Consider the following 19011-nt stretch of genomic DNA (forward strand, 5'->3'; position numbering starts at 1 on the left):
CACGAATATACCTGCTGCTTACACGTATTTTTTTACGATAGAGGCAGCAAACTAAAACAAGACTGCAGCATTCAAGCACAAGTCCTATAAAATAATCTAAATGAAGAAAGAAACGTGCCAAGCACGTCAAACATAAGCTTAAGCGTGTTAACCTAGCCTCATCATCATATTTTCAAGTAGACATTTATTAATCAAGGGGAAGTCATGAGTTTAGATTTTTCAGGTCGCGTTGCTATCGTCACAGGTGCTGGTGGTGGTCTTGGTCGTGAACACGCTTTGGCATTGGCCAAACGTGGTGCAAAAGTGGTGGTGAATGACCTCGGTGGTGCGCGCGATGGTTCTGGCGGTTCAGCAAGCGCTGCGCAAGCCGTGGCGGATGAAATCATCGCTGCTGGTGGCGAAGCGATGGCAAATAGTGCTTCGGTGACCGACTTTGCGGCGGTTCAAGCTATGGTGCAAGAAACCATGGCTAAATGGGGGCGCGTCGACATACTGATCAATAATGCTGGCATCTTGCGCGACAAATCTTTTGGCAAAATGGAACTTGATGATTTTCGCTTGGTGATCGAAGTGCATTTGATGGGTAGCGTGAATTGCTGTAAAGCGGTGTGGCCTGTCATGAGCGCGCAAAACTATGGTCGCATCATGATGACCACATCCTCTTCCGGCCTCTATGGTAACTTCGGGCAATCAAACTACAGTGCAGCCAAATTAGGCTTAGTCGGGTTAATGCAAACCCTGTCAATTGAAGGTGCAAAACACGATATTCGTGTCAATGCATTAGCGCCGACTGCCGCAACGCGTATGACTGACAGCCTGTACCCAGAAGCGATGCTCAATGCCATACAAGCAAGCGATGTAGTACCCGCCATGTTGGTACTGGCAGCACAAGATGCGCCCAATCGCACCATCCTATGCGCTGGCGCTGGTCATTTCGAAGCAGCTCATATTAGCCTGACCAAAGGTATTTTTTTAGGCCGCGGTGAAAACGTCGATGAGCAATTATTGGCTCGCTTACAGGAAGTAAAAAACATGACGGCGCAAAGCGTACCGGAAAACGGTATGGCGCAAGGGCATCAGGAAATTATGGCAGCGATGAGTGCTCATCAATCTTAAAGTTTACTGTTTAAATAATGCGGTAGAGATGAAAGTGCTCTTTACCGCATTCAACGCAGCAAACAGACCATTCACGACGCTTATCAATCTCTTCTCTTCAATAGCCAAGATAATTCAGAAAATATCGACGTTTTCTAATAGAATTCGCGTTTATTGATTGAACTTAAGATGGAAATAAATTGGAACTACTCAATATTGATTGTCTGGGCAAGTCACTCAGACTAGAAGGATCATTAGCTGGTTGGCAGCAATTATTTTGGGATAATAATTTGGTCTCCCAAAAAAACGCAAGTGCAGATAATGAAGGGCCATCAGCACATGAATTTGAAATTCGCGTGACGCCAACTTCAGCGACACCAGATTCAAGCGCCATCGAGGCCACGCAAGCCGATCAAACGCTTCAACAAACATTCATTGTTCGGCTAGAGAGCGATCTTCTCTGGCAACCTTTTTCTATCGACTATCGCCTGTTAGTCAACAACGAATTGGTCAACGAAGGTAAGAGAACAAGCAAGGATATTGAACGTCAGGTTCCAGTGGTACAAGTTAGCACACCACAAAAAATGAGCTTGCTGGGAATCGCGTCGCTTGGATTCAAATTACTCAAAAGTGCGAAGATCATTAAGGTCTTGTTAGCCGGTGCCAGTTTGGCCGCCTATTCTTGGCTGTTTTCATTTCAATTTGCGGTGGCATTAATTGCCTGTCTAATGGTGCATGAATATGGCCACATCCGTGCCATGAAATACTTTGGTATGAAAACCAAGGGTATTTACATCATTCCATTTCTAGGTGGGCTAGCGCTGTCAGACGATAAAATCAATACGCGCTGGCAAGATGTCACCATTTCGATTATGGGCCCGGTATTTGGTCTGCTGCTGTCGCTCTTACTGATGGTCGTGTATTGGATCACTGGGAATATTTTCTTTGCAGGACTCGCCAATTTTAACGCACTGATTAATCTGATCAACCTGCTGCCTATCTTACCTCTGGATGGTGGACATATTCTCAAAAGCATAGGCTTCTCCGTCAATGGCAAGTTTGGATTGCTTGCGTTGGTGTTGGGCTCAGCAATTGGTATTTTTGGTAGCTACACATTAGGTTTAAGCTTTCTAGCTTTCTTCATGTTAATCGGCACAGTTGAAATCGCGATGGAGTGGAAGTTGCGCCATCAAAGCCATCTCTTGCCTTTAGACCGTTATGGGCAAATTTTTTCAACGATTTGGTATTTCATCACAGTCGGCGCGCTGGTCGCGATCATGTGGTATTTCGCGAAGAGTGGCGATCAGATTTTGTCTGCGCCGATGCAAATTTTGCGTAGTTGATAGAAAAACGTGCGTCAGTAAATTTCACACCGATCAAGGATGCGTATGAAAAATCATCTCAAAAAATACTGGCGCACTAGCATCTTCGTATGCAATTTAGTGTTACTCCCCACACTGAGTTTTGCGCAACAGAGCTCATCGTCAACAGACACGACAAGTACAATCAACGCGAGCGAAAGTAAAGCATCAATACAAATCCAAGACTTGACTTGGCTACTAGGCAGCTGGACCGCCAACACCGGGAAGCAAATCATCGATGAGCACTGGGCATTACAAAAACAATCTTTGATGGGAATTTCCCGTACCACGGAAGCCGAAAAGAGCAAAGCAGTCGAGTTGCTCTTCATCGAAAAACAAGACGAAGACTGGATACTGCGTCTACGTTTTTTCGGTCCGGCTATTGATCGTGCTACCCGCGGCAAGGACGAGCCTTTACGTCTGAAAGTGATGCAAGCAGACGCTGAACAATTACGCTGCGAAGGCATAGGCAGTGAAACTGGTACGACACTGACTTACACCAAACTGTCGGCACACAGCATGCGAGCAGAGATTCGTAAAGTGCGCGAGGGTAAATTAGTATGGTCAGAGACTTATCAATTTCAACGCTAAAAATTGCACATAAAAAAACGCCGACCTTATTCAGGTAAGCGTCTTTTTATTCACACCAACTGCATGCAGGAATACAAGTTACGGCTACAAACTGCAACTACAAACTATAACTCAGACGTGCATAAACAAAACGTCCCGAACGTCCAAACGGTGAAAAGTTGGAGAAGGAAGTTGCGCCAGCTGTATTCAATGCAGGCATGCGCGGATCACTGTAAGCGTCAAATACATTGTCTGCGCCGACTGCCATTTTCAAACGTTTTGTGAAGTTGTAACGCAACTCAATATCAACCAATGTTTTAGGTGATAAAACTTGATCTAAGGCCGCTGTTGTTCCAGGATCGAGCACTTCACCATAACGGGTTGCGCGGAAAGTGGCCGCATAGTCTGCTAATTTCCAATCAACGCTGGCATTAATCTTATTGCGCGGCTGACCACGTTCAAAAATCAAGACATTCACGCGATCAAACAACACTGGTGACGGCGTCAGTGCAGATAACTGCGCAGTCTGTGGCACTTTGCTTACTTCAGTTTTCGTGAAATTACCTGCCAAGGTGAAATCAAATCGTCCTGATGATTCCGTCAGCATAGGCCAGTTAGAAACAATATCTAAACCTTGTGTCGTGGTATCGACACCATTAATAAAGAAGCGCCCACCACCGATACCAACGAAGCCTTGAGCGGTCAAATAATTACGCACATTGGCTGCAGTCAAATTTTCGGACAACACAATACGATTACTAAGCTCAATCCTGTAGGCATCAACTGTGATGCCTAATTTACCAAGGCTAAATACCACACCTAAAGATTGATTGAACGATTTTTCCGCATCGAGTGGCTTAGCACCCAAAGCAATCGCAGCCGGATCGCTGGGTTTAAATGTGGTGATTTCAAATGGCACACCATTGATGAAGTTGGTTGCTGTCGAGGTAAAAAACTGTTGTTGCGGCGATGGCGCTCGGAAACCATTCTGCACAGAACCGCGTAGTCCAAATTCTTTATTGAAATCATAGCGAGTCGAAATTTTGCCCGTTACATTATTTCCAAAATCAGAATAGTGCTCAGCACGAATCGCAGCGGAAGCTTGCCAAGCTTTAGTCAAATTAGCTTCGACATCGACATACGCACCAATCGCACTGCGACTATTATCTGAGGCATTCGCCGGTGTAAAGCCCGGGAAGACTTGCGCACCCGGCGCTGTTGGACTGCCATTGGCTAATTTCTCGCCACCGAAACGATAGGAATCAGGTTCCCCTGCGAACAAGTTGTAGCCCTCTCTACGTGCTTCGAAACCCGTCGCAAAACTAATCGGTGAGGAAAATTCTGGCAAGCTAAAGCTTCTGACTGCAGACAAATTGAAGACTAACTGATCATAAGAAAATCCACCGGCCTCAAATTGCTTTTTACTAGTCGGCCCAATTGAACGATTCAAAGTATCTTTGATCGTGAACTGCATCTTATTCTTGCCGTAACCAAGCGATGCGTCCATATCCCACAAACCCGCTGTCCAGCTAATACCAGCCGTCGCGCTGTAATCATCTACCTGTGGTGCAATCTTAGGCAAAAAACCATTGGGGTAAACAGAAATAATATTTTGATCCTGCAAGGCACGACGGAAGAAACCAGCCGATAGTGCGTCGCGCTTTTGATAGCTAGACCATGCGTATAACTTCGCACCACCTTCTAACATCTGCCCTGCATTCACAAACACCGTAGATTGCTTGACATCTGGTTCGCCATACCATGCATTAAAGCGATTGACATCTTTTTCACGCGGATCAAAACTGCCATTCACAAGTGGATATTGTTGACGAAAATCCCAGCCACCACGCTCGGTATGTTTTTGATCTTTCAATTCAGCAGCAACTGTAACGTAGCCTGTTTCGCCGAATGATAAGCCTTTCCAGATACTCACAGTCGCGGTATTGCCATCGTTACGGCTACGCGAGGTTCCTGGCGCAGTCCACGTCGCGCCAGTGGGTGTGGCACCAGGAATAAAATCATATTCTGTGATGCGTTGACCATAGCTAGCGGTTACTTCACCGCCATCGCGATTTTCACGCAAACGTAAATTGATGACGCCTGACAGCGCATCTGAACCGTATTGCGCCGATGCGCCGTCGCGCAACACTTCAATATTTTTGACGATAGCGCTAGGGATGGTATTTAAATCAACCGCTGCAGCGCCACGACCCACCGTTCCATTCACATTCACCAACGCGGAGGCATGCCGACGTTTCGAATTGACGAGAACTAAGGTTTGATCTGGGCCCAAGCCTCGCAAGGTTGCGGGACGTATGGTATCTGTGCCATCAGTCAGACCAGGGCGGGGAAAGTTCAAAGAAGGTAAGGCAACGGAAAGCGCCTGATTGATTTCACTGACACCTAGATTCTGTAAAGTTTCAGAGGAAATCACATCGACAGGGGCTGACGTGTTAGTCGCTGAACGATTCTGCATACGAGTACCGGTCACGATTACCGAAGTCGGCTTTTCGTCTTGCGCTTGTGCCGCTTGTGCCGCTGTTACTTGTGCGTGCGCTGATTGCATGACACCAAAACCGCACCCAAACAAAGAAGTGATGGCGAGCGCGAGTACCTGCTTTTTGGGAATAAAGTGCTGCATTGAAAACCTCCAAACGGAAAAATGACACGAAGTGCAAATAGAGAAATGGGGGGTGCAGACCAAACAACGTGAATTCATCATGACATCAAGAAAAACCGAAGTCAATTTAAGTCCACCTGGATACAACAATAAACCAGGCCGATTCTGCTACAGTAGGAAAACCGCGCAAGATCAGTGCGAAATTGTCGCCGTGCACAGCAACGATGCACTGTATCTGGGCAAATTAAGATTGGTTTTATCCTAGGTAAAAATTCACTTTAGTATTGATTCAATATCAGCTCATGCAAAAATTCAAACAATTCTCTCCAGCTTGCGAACGCAATCAAGATCCGATTCTTACGCATTTAAAAACCTATTTAAGTAAGGCGACGAATGTTTTAGAAATCGGTAGTGGAACTGGTCAACATGCCGTGTACTTCAGCCGCCACTTACCTCATCTGCAATGGCAAACCAGTGATAGAGCAGAAAATCACGCTAGCATTCACGCTTGGATAGAGGAAGATGGTAATCCGAGAGTTCTCGCACCATTAGTGCTTGATGTAGGAAGTCAACATTGGCCGGCTCAGATCTTTGATGGTGTATTCACTGCGAATACTTGCCACATCATGCATTGGGAAGAGGTTCGGCAGATGTTTGCGAACCTTCGCCAGATTCTGTCAGCTGAAGGGGTTTTTATTGTTTATGGCCCCTTCAATTATGATGGTCAATTTACCAGCCTTAGCAACCAAGAATTCAACGCCGCATTGCAAGCGCAAGCCGCGCATCGCGCTATTCGAGATATCGGCGATATGCGGCAGCTTGCGGCGGAAAATGGCTTGATGCTGTTAGAAGATTTGGCCATGCCTGCACACAACCGCCTCTTAATTTTTAAACGAATTAAAACTTGAGCAGCAGTCGCTGCTATCCAATATCGGATTCAAATAAAGTACATCAATTTGAATCGACTCGACTCAACTAAATTTAATTTAAATTAGGCTCGCAAACGCAGGCGTCCACCAGCATCATGTTCTTCATACGAATGTATCGAAGAGACTTTGAAAATACTCACCAGATCCGCCAATTTTCTCGCTTGGTTCTGCAAGGATTCCGCAGCTGCCGCCGCTTCTTCTACCAAAGAGGCATTTTGCTGAGTGACAGTATCCATTTGCATCACAGCCTGGTTCACTTGATCGATGCCAGTTGATTGCTCCGAACTTGCTGCGGTAATTTCAGCCACAATATCACTCACACGTTTGACGCTATCGACAACTTCTCCCATCGTATCGCCAGCTTGATGTACTAGAGCCGATCCTGCTTCGACTTTTTCAACCGAATTATTGATTAACTCTTTAATTTCTTTCGCTGCCGCAGCGCTGCGCTGTGCCAAACTTCTGACCTCTGACGCCACAACCGCAAAACCCCGACCTTGCTCACCTGCACGCGCTGCTTCGACCGCGGCGTTCAAGGCCAAGATATTGGTTTGAAAAGCAATTCCATCAATCACGCTAATAATATCGACAATTTTTTTCGAAGAATCATTAATCGAACTCATCGTTGAGACGACTTGTGAGACAACTCTACCACCACGTGCGGCAACTTCGGATGCCGATCCTGTCAAGACATTTGCTTGCTTAGAGTTATCCGCATTTTGTTTTACGGTTGACGTGATCTCTTCCATGGATGCAGCGGTCTCTTCTAATGAGCTAGCTTGCTGTTCGGTGCGCGCCGATAACTCAAGATTACCAGCCGCGATTTCACTTGATGCGGTAGCGATGGTATCGGTTCCTGAGCGCACCTGACTGACGATCACACTTAAGCTTTCACTCATCTTTTTCAAAGCCTGCAATAAACTGCCAAGCTCATCATTGGAACTATCATCGATATTTCTGGTGAGATCGCCGGCCGCCACCGTTTCAGCCACCAAAACCGCTTCACGAATCGGTCGTACGATACTATTCATCAACCAAACACCCATGCCTATAGCGATAAGCACTGACACCGCAAGGCAAATTGCAGTCACTATTTTAAAATTCGCAAATGCTTTTTGAGAGTTGTCGTACTCTGCTTTTGCAACACGCGATTGCAATTGAATCAAATTATTCATTACGTCGCGCACTGGCAAAAAAAAGCTACCAATTTTATCGGTAACAAATTGCTTGGCGGCGTCCATATCATCACTTTTCAAAGCAAGGATGGCTGGATCTAAGGCTTGCGTCAAAAACACTTTACGTTTTTGCTCAAAATCTTGCGCCAATGTTTTTTCTTCAGGCGTGAGAAAGGTCGCCATGTATTCCGACCATACTTTATTTGCCCGACCTCGATTCTCTTCAATTTCCAACAAAGATTTAGCAATTTGATCAGGCGATTCGACCACTGCACGGGAAATCGCAATTTGATTGCGCTGAATTAATCGAATCACTTCATCAAGCTGGCTTAAGGCAATCAAGCGATCATCGTAGATCGTTTTAATTGAGCTATTGCTGCTGCTAAGCGCCAGGAACCCGCCAACACCAATCAAAAAAGCGACCAGACTCAGTATCACCAGACTCGCAATCAACTTCGCGCGAATAGTTAAATTTTGCAGCATAAGATTCTCCTCGTTAGACAAGCATGATTGATGAGTATGATCTTGGTGAAATAGGTCTAATTTGCGCCTATATTTTATTTTTTAAGTACAACTGAAGTGAAAAGTGTCGTGGTAAATCAACACACAATAATGCAATCGATATGTCCCCCTAGTAATAAACAATATAGGAATATTTCAAGCAGAACGCAAAGTAAACCAGAACACACTGCCACCGTGCATACCTTTATCATATCCAACTTCGCCACCCAACTTATAGACTATGCGCTGTACGATCGATAAGCCTAATCCATGTCCTTCTGCAGCTGCAGGATGGAATCGAACAAACTGTTCAAATAACTGATCCTGTTGCTCACTACTCAAGCCGCCGCCAGAATCTTTCACCCAACACTTCACATAGCCATTTGCCAGATCGGTTGCGCCGATTTCAACTTGTGGCGAATCACCACCGTATTTAATCGCATTCGATAAATAATTCGCCCAAACCTCTTCAACCCATTGCTCATTTCCTTGCACTGCTGGCCAATGTCCAGAGAAATGAATTTGCGCGTAACGTTCTGCGGCAAGAGCAGATAAACGATGATAGGCCTCATGTGCCGCATGTTCCAAACTAATTTTTTCTAAGGGCAGATTGTCGTCTTTTCGCACTCTTGCTAATAACAATAGCGAATCAATAATCGCATGCATCTTTTTGGACGACTGCTGAATACTGATTAACAGCATACGATTTTTTTCTGCAGATAGCTCAAGATTTTCAGCGTTGAGCAAATTGGACGCGCCCATTAGATTACTGACTGGTTGTTTTAAATCGTGCGCCACTGTATGGGCGTAAGCATCAAGCTCGCGATTCTGTAAAATTAGTTCTTCTGATTTACTTTCCAACAGCATCGTTTTGCTTTGTAAGTCAGCTGTGCGCTCCGCAACTAATTGTTCTAATTGTTCACGATAAAGTGCCAGCTCTTGGTCTAGAATATCGCGCTTTTTCATATCACTTTGAATACTTGATCGCATCGAATTGATTGCATACACAACCAAATCCAATTCATCTTGCGCCTCACTGTTTGGCCTATCCAACTGCAATGACTGATCCAAATTCGTCAAATCAAGTTGTTGTACATATTTTGCGGTTTTCACCAAATGACGTTCTATCCAACGACGAAAGATGAATAAAACAAACAGTGCTGACATCAACAGACTGACTGTCGTTGTGATTGCGATACTTTTCGCGGTGTCCCACATGCGTGCTTGTATGTCTTGCGCCATCAATTCGACGTGCAAGCTTCCCATGTCAAAAGTATCGCTACCTTCACGATAAATGATCTTAAATTCTCGCGCCAATAAAACCTGACGATGTGCAGGATGCTTGCGTTGCCAGTCATCGTTTAACTCACCTCGCAAATGCAAGCGGCCGACATCCGGAATTTTTGCGATACCATCTAGCAAGGCCTCAATTCTCGGCACATCGACTGACCACATACCCGCAGCGAGGCTGGGCAGATAGCTATTTTCAATTTCAGTAAAGCGCTGCTCTAAATTGCTGAGCGCGGTTTGATAAGCACGATAGATCTGCACACCAGTTACTAGGCTAGCCACCAATAATGTATAAACCAAGACTGCTAATACGATCTTGTGTCCAAGGTATTTACGTTGACGGTCTGGCGCTGGATGAAACGTCTCTGCATTCATCATTTAATATCCTAAAGCGGGAGAGAACCAAAACTCACTTCTTTGCAATGGCGTTTCCGCAGACAAGTAGGGATTATTTAGTTGAACCACTGAACGTTGATCTAACTTTGCCTGCTTAATCGCGGCACCAAAGTGCTGCAGAAATAATTGCCGCATGCTGCCGTCTTTCATCGCCATCAACAATCCACGCTCTATCGCCGCGGCCAAGCTAGTTTTCTCTTTCTGCACAAAGAAATATAAGGGTGCGGGATAATTCAACACCCAACGTGGCGCGATGACTAAACCTTGTTGTTGATGTGACTGAACTTCGGATTCAATTTCCGTTAAAGAACGCGGGAAGTAACTTATTCGCCCACGCGCTAACATCGCAAACAGCCCTTGATAACTTGAACTGGGGCTGACATTAAATCCGTTTGCACGCAAAATCGGAAAATCTGGCCAATCATGTCCTTGTCCAGAACGCAGGGCCCGAAGTTGTTCCACATTGTCGAATTGTGCAAATTGATCCGTATCCGTCGCCTTAATCAATAACAGCCGCCACCCAAGCAAACCACGGTCGATTGGGATTCGAATGGGTAATAGATCTTTTTCTCGCTCAGGTGTCGTGAAGGTCCACACCACGTCTAATTCTTTTCCCATTTGAACATGCCGCAAGGTGCGCCATTGCGGCATATCATGTTTACTAGCTTGTGCTTGATAAGCAGCACCGGATTTTGATAACGCAAGTTTAAGTAATGAAATCGGATAATGACCACGTTCATCAGCAGCCATCGAAGCGGCCCAGGCATAGGTAACTGTGTTTTTCTGCTGCATAGACTGTACTGCCCACACTTCGGACAAAAGCATGCAAAAAGTTAAACATAGATAGCCGCACCAGCAACTCAACTGGCGAAAACTGAGTGTAAATAATAATGTGATAGCACTCTTCATAAATGCCACTTAACTTAGATGAAACATCATATTGCCCGAAATGCTGACCAAACCCACACCTTAATCTTAGCTGATTTTCCGCAAACCACATTGTTTCGAATTGCAAAGCCTTCGATAACTGTTGTAAAGAAGTAAGGCAATGCAAACATACTATTTTTACAGTTTTGAAAACTAAGGTCACAAAGTAAGATCTTCCAATTGCACAGTTTCACCGCTTATGCGAAGATGAACTAGAAGCTGGCTAACAGATATTTCATTCCTTATTCAAAAAATCAGCGTATAACAATGAAGATCAAACTTGATTTGTTTTCCGCATCAGTCGCGATGTTCGCTCCACGGACATCTCTGTTTTTTGCCCTCGTATTTCTACTGTGCAGTCCGCCAGCCTTATCACAAACCACACTCAAATTTTGCTATGAAGACGAGGCACAAATTCCCTGGACGCGGCCGGATGGCAGTGGCTTAACCATCGAACTACTAAAACGCGTTGAAGAGAAACTAAACGAGCGTTTCGAGTTCATCGCCAAACCATGGAAGCGCTGTCAGGAAGAAGTACGCACTGGTGTGCTCGATGGCTATTTTGGTGCCGGATTATCAGAAGAACGTCAACGATTTAGCGTGTACCCAAGTTTGCCGGATGGTCAGGTCGACGTAAGCAGCGCCTTACATATTGATAGAACCCGTGTATTTCTTCGTAACGACAGCGCGGTTACTTGGGATGGCAAAAATCTGCTTCAGGTAAAAAAACCGATTGTTGTCCAACGCGGTTATCTGATCGGCAATATGTTAGTTAAACAAGGATTTAAAATACGTGAAGTACGCACGCTCAATGAAGGCCTGCGCCTGCTTGCCAACAACGACGCAGAAGTCGCGATTCTGCAAGGAATAGAAGCGCTACATCTAGCGAAGCAAGATGTGCAACTAAATACCGTTATTCACATCCATCCCTTAGCATTCGTTTCATTGCCCTTACATTTGGCGATTAGCCGACATAGTTATCAACGCGATCCACAACGCTTTCAGAGGATTTGGACTACGATTAAAAGCACGCGTAATTCAGCTGGCTATCAACAACAATTAGAAGCTGAGAACCTGCGATGACCTACGTCTTTGTCGATCGGAATCGTCAAATATCGCACATTCGATCACGTACAATTGCGTTCAGCCTTGCACTCATTTATAGTCAATAGCGCTTGCTCATGCTCTCGTGCTCAAGCGCAGATTTTTTTAGTCGATTCTGACAATCCCCAGCTTTCCTTCACCATCACTTCTTTTTTTACCTGGAGCTTCGCATGAAAAAATGTCTTCTCGCAATCACGATCTTGGGTTCAATGATAGCGGCACCGACGATGGCGCAAACCGTAACCGCGCAACAGTCAAAAATGGTGACCTGCAATAAAGATGCGACCGGAAAAAAAGGCGATGAGCGTAAAGCCTTCATGAAGGAATGTTTGTCTGCCAAACCCGTTGTCGAAGAAAAGAAACTCACAACACAGCAAGACAAAATGAAGACTTGCAATGCCGATGCAAAGGGAATGAAAGGCGACGAGCGCAAAAAATTCATGTCGGATTGCTTAAAGAAATAATCCCAATATTGAATTTATTAGCTACTTGAAATTACTAACACTTAGCTATTCACGCCAAGTTTTTTTAGCATTTTAGTCAAGGGGTTCTACATATTTTTCTATTCATGTAGAACCCCTTGACGACGCTTCACAGGCATCACTTAAATCACATCAATACCAAATTATCGCGATGTATTAATTCAGGTTCTTCCACAAATCCTAAAACACTCTCGATTTCTGAAGATGCTCTACGCATAATCCGGCGAGTATCACCGCTGCTGTAATTAATTAAACCTTTCGCTATCAAATGCCCAGTTTCATCAATACACGTCACCACCGCACCCCGACCAAACTCACCTTTGACATCGTACACACCAATTGCCAGCAAAGATTTACCTTCTTCACGCAACTTAATGACTGCCCCGGCATCTAGCATCACTTGTCCCGACGTCTGCAAATGATCCATCATCCATTGCTTACGTGCTGCCAGCGGTGCCATATCAGAACGCAGTTGCGTGCCAAGCGCCGCACCGTTCGCTAAGCGCACCAGCACATTTTCTTCGCGTCCCCAGGCAATCACAGTATGCGCACCAGATCGGGCAGCACGTTTTGCGGCGAGAATTTTGGTCAACATGCCACCGCTACCAAGACTAGAGCCGGCACCACCCGCCATCGCTTCTAATGCAACATCACCTGCCCGCGCCGCATGTACAAATTGCGCATCGGGATTCTTACGAGGATCTGCAGTGTACAAGCCTTGCTGGTCGGTCAAAATAATTAAGGCATCAGCCTCCACGAGATTCGCGACCAAAGCTCCGAGTGTGTCATTGTCACCAAACTTGATTTCGTCGGTCACCACGGTATCGTTCTCATTAATCACTGGCACGATGCCAAAACCCAGCAAGGTCAACAAAGTCGAACGTGCGTTCAGATAACGCTCACGATCCGCCAGATCCGCATGCGTCAATAAAATCTGCGCCGTTCCCAAATCATGCGACCGAAAACTCGTCTCATAAATCTGCGCCAAGCCCATCTGCCCAACCGCCGCACAGGCCTGCAATTCGTGCACGCCAGTCGGTCGCGTGTCAAAGCCCAAGCGCTGTCGCCCTTCGGCAATAGCTCCCGAACTAACTAACACGACTTCTTTGCCCATCGCTCTTAACGAAGCGATTTGTTGCGCCCAATTAGCGATAGCTACACGGTCGAGACCACGACCTTCATTGGTGACGAGGGAGGAACCGACTTTAATAATCAGGCGTTTAGCGTTTTGGATCAAGGATTGCATAATTCATCATTTATAGAACATTAATTTGGATATTTTCCGATAAAATTATACATTATTCTGAATTTATTCTATTTTTAAAATTTTATTTCGAACACAGCCACACCAACTTCTCAAGAAAGTTGATTGGATTAAAGCCACCATTCAGTTACCATTAAGCCTATATTTAAACAGTTAAAAGTTAGAAAAACATGCTCATCGAACAACGCAAATCATTTCAAATCGCTGTGCTCACTTTCAGTACATGCCTCTCAACTCTTTGCTGGTTAATTGTGCGCTCCTATATCCCAAAAACGGACACATTGGCTCAATGTGCATTTGCCCTTTTGTTGTTAGCCTCTATCATGGGTTTTATATCCACTTTTAAGCTTATTTTTGCCCTACTTCTCACCAAAATGTGGCCACAATTAGACACGCCAGTCGATAAACACATAAGCAAGGCTGGCCAGTCAATTTGAGTCGAGAATACTCACGATAAAAAAGCAAAAGAGCCGAACTAAGTCGGCTCTTTTTGCATCCAAAATTAATTCGATCGATATGAATTAATCAATCACTTTAAAACGCGGATCATCAGGATCAATCGACAAAATTCCCTGCGCTTCTTCTTTCATCTGGGTCTCTTGTGAACGTTGTTCTGCTTGACGTTTCTCTGCTAAATGCGCATAGATATCGTTAACTAAAGCTTGGCAACCTTCGTGGTTCAATGCAGAGATCTCAAATACAGGACCTTTCCAGCCGAAGCGTTTGACGAAATCTTTGACGCGTTTTTTGCGGTCTTCTTCGCTTAACACGTCGAGCTTATTCAAGACTAACCAGCGTGGTTTCTCTGCGAGAGATTCGTCGTATTTGGCTAATTCTTTAATCAATGCTTTCGCATCTTTGACTGGATCAACGTCATCGTCAAACGGTGCTAAGTCAACGATATGCAAGAGCAAACCCGTGCGCTGTAAATGCTTGAGAAATTGTACGCCGAGACCGATACCATCGGCTGCGCCTTCGATCAAACCAGGAATATCAGCGATCACGAAACTCTTTTCGTGGCTGACGCGAACCATGCCTAAGTTTGGATGCAAAGTCGTGAAAGGATAATCAGCGATCTTTGGACGTGCGTTAGAAACAGCCGTGATGAAAGTCGATTTACCCGCATTTGGCAAACCCAAGAGGCCGACGTCGGCCAACACTTTTAATTCAAGTTTCAGTTCGCGACGCTCGCCGTCTTTACCGTCACTGCGTTGGCGCGGTGCGCGATTGGTCGACGATTTGAAATGAATATTACCCCAACCACCTTCACCGCCACGCGCCAATAAAACTTCTTGACCATGCTCAGTGATATCGGCGATAACTTCATCGGTATCTCTATCCATAATCAAAGTACCGACTGGCATACGCAAACGGATATCGTCCGCGCCTTTGCCATAGCAATCAGCGCCACGACCGTTTTCACCGTCTTTGGCTTTGTGTAATTTGGAATAACGGAAATCGACCAATGTGTTAATGTTACGGTCACCGACGGCGTAGATACTGCCGCCTTTACCGCCATCTCCACCATCAGGACCACCGAACGGACGGAATTTCTCACGACAGAAGGACGCGACACCATTGCCGCCGTCACCTGCAATGACTTCGATTCTTGCTTCGTCAATAAATTTCATGTTTGCCGCCTAAACGAAAGGGCTTTTCAGCCTTGATTCCCAGTCTTTCTTTTTGGTGGCATCTGGTTTGATTTAGACGCGCTTAAAAACTGAACACTGGGCGATTACGAATTGAGAGTCTGAACGGGCTATTGTGCTGTTTTATTTCACTAGCAGCAATAGACAATGTTCTAAGACAAAGTAGTCTAATTGGCTAAGGCAATTAGCTTTGATGATCGCTACGATCATCGTTTTTCACAAGGAATTAACTAAGACAATGAGATTTTATTTCCAGCACTTATTTCCAACACTTAGTTATGACACTTGCTTATAAATCCTCTGAAAACCAAAAAGGCTCTACCTATGGCAGAGCCTTTTTGTTCAGCAAATTGTACGCTTAATGAATTAAGCAACAACCATCACTGTTTGACGCTTCAACGCGCCTTTGATTGCAAATTGTACTTTGCCTGTTACCAGAGCGTACAAAGTGTGATCTTTACCCATACCAACGCCTTCGCCTGCGTGTACTTTAGTACCGCGTTGACGTACGATGATACCGCCAGCATTGATAGCTTGGCCGCCGTAAACTTTAACGCCTAAGCGTTTTGACTCTGAGTCACGGCCGTTGCGCGTGGTGCCGCCGCCTTTTTTATGTGCCATTTAATAGCTCCTTGAATTCTAGTGAATATGCTCTACGTCGTTCTTAACGGGATTAACCGTTGATAGAAACGATTTGCAGTTCAGTGTAGTTTTGGCGATGACCTTGGCGCTTTTGGTAATGCTTACGACGACGCATTTTGAAAATACGAACTTTGTCGTGACGACCTTGGTCGATTACCTTAACCAGCACCGTTGCACCTGCGACCAATGGAGTACCAAATTTAATGGTTTCTCCAGCACCCATAGCGAGTACTTGATCGATAGTGAATTCGGAGCCAATGTCTGCAGGTATCTGTTCTACTTTAAGTTTTTCACCAGCGACAACTTTATATTGTTTGCCACCGGTTTTTATGACCGCGTACATGTGAAACCTCATCAAATAAATAATAGGGATTCCCGAGCGTCTTTACTGACATTGCCAACAAAAAATCAAGGGAACTGCGGATTATACATAGCTTACTGATGGCGGTCAAAGACTTTTGCGTAATTTTTCAGCAGTTACAATCCACTAAACTCGAATTCATACTTAAAAATCAAGATATTAAGTTGAAGCTGTTTTTAATTTACTCTTGACTTAAGGCTTAGCTGCAATTTTCGTTTTAACCTTCACCTTTTCGTCCTTATTGTCACGTAACTGCTGGATTTCAGCCCAGGTTTCAGCACTACGCCATGGTGATGCGCCCAGTTGTAAATCCCATAAAGCAATTCCTACACCCAAGGTTTTAGCTTCTTGTAGGTGTGCGGATATGCTAGAACCAAGTCCACCTTCTCCCCAATTCGCCAGCCAAGTCGGCATACCCATCAGGATTTGATCGGCGCGATAGCCTGCATTTTTGCCGTAAGCTAATTGCCAACTGTATTTAAAAATAGCTGCACCACCCTCGCAAACTGGCTTATTTTCTGGTGTAAAACTGGCGGTACTGCCCTCATACAGGTCTTGATAACCCATGCTATGAATCGCATCAACTTGTCCTTGCCAATCTCTCCACCAGCTCATATTAGGCGCATTGGCACAGGGACTGTGAAAACTATCTATAGTCAATAACTTTTTATATTTCCTCAAATTAATACTTAAATCTTTGACAAATTTTGCATAAGCAGCACGATCTTCCTCGAAATTTCCTTCCCCCTCTAAATCCAGATCAATTCCATCCAATTCAAATCGCTGCATGGTTGCGATTAGAGACGCACCGAATGCTTTAGGATTATCTTTAAACGCGCGCTTTGCCAACTCCCAATTCCATTTGTTTGTCGTTTGCGAATTGTTATAAACCGTCAGTAAAACTTGAAGATGATTCTGTTTAGCCCAAGCCACCACCCGCCGCACTTCTTCAGGCGATAAGGGATGACCATTTTTTGTAGTGGGTGCCAGCACTACACTTTTACCATCAACAGAAGGGTTCCAAAATTGCAAGCCTATTCGCGTCAATCCTGCTGGAATATGTGGGTTGGATTGTAATACCTGCATAGACTTATCGACCCCATAGGCCGGAATCCAGCCTATCACCTGAGGTTTTTGAGCTAGCACAGAGTTAGATACAAGCGCCAAAGAAACTCCCAGCAAATACACGCCAATTTGATGCAAATGCATACTTTTCACCGTTCTTTCAATTAACACTAAAAACCAATAAGCGACAAACAATCAATAAACACAGCGCATATTGCCAGCTAATTCCTTAACGAAACAATTGGGGATTTGCCTTAGAAATCATCTTTCATACCTAATGCAAAAACCAAGCACTTAGTCAATTCAAAAACTAAGCGCATCCTCACTTTTAAGGCGACATGCAATGGCAACTTCCTTGAGCGCACGCAAATTTAAAGAAAATCATGAAAAAATTTGATAAAAACAATCATGAATCCTGCGCTTTTTGTGCAGCATTCTGTTGGCATCGTATAATCACGCCACATTTCAACTTTGCTTTTGCAGGATACGCCCTTGTCTGCCACGCCTAACCAAAACACTATTAATCAATTAATCGCACCAGAAATGGATGCTGTTAATTTGGTCATCCGCCAACAATTACATTCCGACGTCGCGCTGGTCAGTCAGATTTCTGAATACATTATCAATGCTGGCGGCAAACGCATTCGCCCTGTGCTGGTTTTGCTGATGGCAAATGCATATGGCTATCAAGGGCAGCATCACTACGATTTAGCTGCAATTGTCGAATTTATTCACACCGCAACCTTGTTACATGACGACGTGGTGGATGAATCGTCGATGCGCCGCGGTCGTCAGACAGCGAATGCCTTATTTGGCAATGCAGCGTCGGTGTTAGTCGGTGACTTTTTGTACTCCCGCGCATTCCAGATGATGGTTTCGATCAATAGCATGCAAATTATGCAAATCTTAGCCGATGCCACCAATGTGATTGCCGAGGGTGAAGTCTTGCAGCTATTGAATATGCATGATCCCGATGTAACGGAAGAACGTTATCTGGAGGTGATACGTTGCAAAACAGCAAAACTATTTGAAGCCGCTGCCGAAATTGGCGCCTTAATTAGTGGCGCAAATCCCGCACAAATCGCTGCAGCAGGAGAATATGGTCGCTCTTTAGGTACGGCATTTCAACTGATTGATGATGTACTGGATTATTCAGGCAAAGCAGAAGAAATCGGCAAAAATGTCGGAGATGATTTGCGAGAAGGCAAACCAACTTTACCCTTAATTTATTTAATGAAGCATGGTAACGCTGAAGAACAAGCATTAGTTAAAGCTTGTATTGAGCAAGGTGATGAATCCAAATTCGGCGCGATCTTAAGCGCGATTACCCATTCTGGTGCGCTTGACTACACCAAGACAGAAGCCGACAAGGCAGCCGCACGGGCAACTCTGGCTATTCAAGACTTACCCGATTCTGCCTTCAAACAAGCCCTATTAGACTTAGCGTTTCTTGCAGTTAATCGCAATCACTAATTCATCATTCAATCACTATTCAATATCGTTAAGATATATATTTATCCGTATTAGCGACTGAAAATGTGCATGTCATCTTACGCCCAAACTATCGGGTTTATACGACA

The 19011-nt window shown here is 44.9% G+C and carries 16 protein-coding genes; 7 read left to right on the top strand and 9 right to left on the bottom strand.

The annotated features are described in order from the left end of the window. The first annotated feature begins 204 nt into the window (after positions 1 to 204). The 3 genes from H8K33_RS16170 to H8K33_RS16180 all read left to right on the top strand — a co-directional run bounded on the left by H8K33_RS16170 (position 205) and on the right by H8K33_RS16180 (position 3047). Complete coding sequence (locus H8K33_RS16170; RefSeq protein WP_186892082.1) at positions 205 to 1116, top strand: SDR family NAD(P)-dependent oxidoreductase; 912 nt, start codon at positions 205 to 207, stop codon at positions 1114 to 1116. 179 nt (positions 1117 to 1295) lie between these two features. Then, entirely contained in the window at positions 1296 to 2438 is a 1143-nt protein-coding gene (locus H8K33_RS16175) for a site-2 protease family protein (protein ID WP_186892083.1), read from the top strand. Positions 2439 to 2483: 45 nt separating this feature from the next. Beyond that, complete coding sequence (locus tag H8K33_RS16180) at positions 2484 to 3047, top strand: DUF6265 family protein (RefSeq protein WP_186892084.1); 564 nt, start codon at positions 2484 to 2486, stop codon at positions 3045 to 3047. Positions 3048 to 3144: 97 nt separating this feature from the next. Here H8K33_RS16180 and H8K33_RS16185 read toward each other — a convergent pair whose 3' ends face one another. Beyond that, positions 3145 to 5667, bottom strand: coding sequence for a TonB-dependent receptor plug domain-containing protein (locus H8K33_RS16185; protein ID WP_186892085.1), 2523 nt, complete (start codon positions 5665 to 5667; stop codon positions 3145 to 3147). 281 nt (positions 5668 to 5948) lie between these two features. Here H8K33_RS16185 and H8K33_RS16190 point away from each other — a divergent pair, with 281 nt between their 5' ends. After that, positions 5949 to 6554 (top strand): DUF938 domain-containing protein, encoded by a 606-nt coding sequence (locus tag H8K33_RS16190; protein WP_186892086.1) that lies wholly within the window; start codon positions 5949 to 5951, stop codon positions 6552 to 6554. A gap of 83 nt (positions 6555 to 6637) precedes the next feature. Here H8K33_RS16190 and H8K33_RS20120 read toward each other — a convergent pair whose 3' ends face one another. From H8K33_RS20120 to H8K33_RS16205, 3 genes are all read right to left on the bottom strand, one after another. Continuing rightward, positions 6638 to 8233: a methyl-accepting chemotaxis protein gene (locus tag H8K33_RS20120; protein ID WP_186892087.1), complete on the bottom strand. Its 1596-nt coding sequence runs from the start codon at positions 8231 to 8233 to the stop codon at positions 6638 to 6640. Between the two features lie 174 nt (positions 8234 to 8407). After that, a complete protein-coding gene (locus tag H8K33_RS16200; protein ID WP_186892088.1) occupies positions 8408 to 9919 on the bottom strand; it encodes a sensor histidine kinase in 1512 nt (503 codons plus the stop codon). Then, on the bottom strand, positions 9920 to 10729 hold the full coding sequence (locus H8K33_RS16205) for a type 2 periplasmic-binding domain-containing protein (RefSeq protein ID WP_186892089.1): 810 nt from the start codon (positions 10727 to 10729) through the stop codon (positions 9920 to 9922). It abuts the gene before it with no gap. Between the two features lie 402 nt (positions 10730 to 11131). Here H8K33_RS16205 and H8K33_RS16210 point away from each other — a divergent pair, with 402 nt between their 5' ends. Together H8K33_RS16210 and H8K33_RS16215 are read left to right on the top strand one after the other, a co-directional pair. Beyond that, complete coding sequence (locus H8K33_RS16210) at positions 11132 to 11947, top strand: substrate-binding periplasmic protein (protein ID WP_186892090.1); 816 nt, start codon at positions 11132 to 11134, stop codon at positions 11945 to 11947. Positions 11948 to 12138: 191 nt separating this feature from the next. Further along, positions 12139 to 12432, top strand: coding sequence for a PsiF family protein (locus H8K33_RS16215; RefSeq protein WP_186892091.1), 294 nt, complete (start codon positions 12139 to 12141; stop codon positions 12430 to 12432). A 145-nt stretch (positions 12433 to 12577) separates the two neighbouring features. On the opposite strand, the gene proB is transcribed toward H8K33_RS16215, so the two are convergent. The 5 genes from proB to H8K33_RS16240 form a co-directional block, all read right to left on the bottom strand. After that, on the bottom strand, positions 12578 to 13696 hold the full coding sequence (gene proB, locus H8K33_RS16220) for a glutamate 5-kinase (RefSeq protein WP_186892092.1): 1119 nt from the start codon (positions 13694 to 13696) through the stop codon (positions 12578 to 12580). Positions 13697 to 14235: 539 nt separating this feature from the next. After that, positions 14236 to 15345, bottom strand: coding sequence for an Obg family GTPase CgtA (cgtA, locus tag H8K33_RS16225; protein ID WP_186892093.1), 1110 nt, complete (start codon positions 15343 to 15345; stop codon positions 14236 to 14238). Between the two features lie 384 nt (positions 15346 to 15729). Further along, positions 15730 to 15984: a 50S ribosomal protein L27 gene (rpmA, locus tag H8K33_RS16230; RefSeq protein ID WP_186892094.1), complete on the bottom strand. Its 255-nt coding sequence runs from the start codon at positions 15982 to 15984 to the stop codon at positions 15730 to 15732. Between the two features lie 52 nt (positions 15985 to 16036). After that, complete coding sequence (gene rplU / locus H8K33_RS16235) at positions 16037 to 16348, bottom strand: 50S ribosomal protein L21 (RefSeq protein ID WP_186892095.1); 312 nt, start codon at positions 16346 to 16348, stop codon at positions 16037 to 16039. Between the two features lie 210 nt (positions 16349 to 16558). Beyond that, on the bottom strand, positions 16559 to 17575 hold the full coding sequence (locus H8K33_RS16240; protein WP_186892096.1) for a glycosyl hydrolase family 18 protein: 1017 nt from the start codon (positions 17573 to 17575) through the stop codon (positions 16559 to 16561). A gap of 348 nt (positions 17576 to 17923) precedes the next feature. Here H8K33_RS16240 and ispB point away from each other — a divergent pair, with 348 nt between their 5' ends. Further along, a complete protein-coding gene (gene ispB, locus H8K33_RS16245) occupies positions 17924 to 18904 on the top strand; it encodes an octaprenyl diphosphate synthase (protein ID WP_186892097.1) in 981 nt (326 codons plus the stop codon). The last annotated feature ends 107 nt before the right edge of the window (positions 18905 to 19011 follow it).

Origin of the sequence: Affinundibacterium amnicola (assembly GCF_014284275.1) — a bacterium.
GTDB lineage: Bacteria > Pseudomonadota > Gammaproteobacteria > Burkholderiales > Burkholderiaceae_D > Undibacterium > Undibacterium amnicola.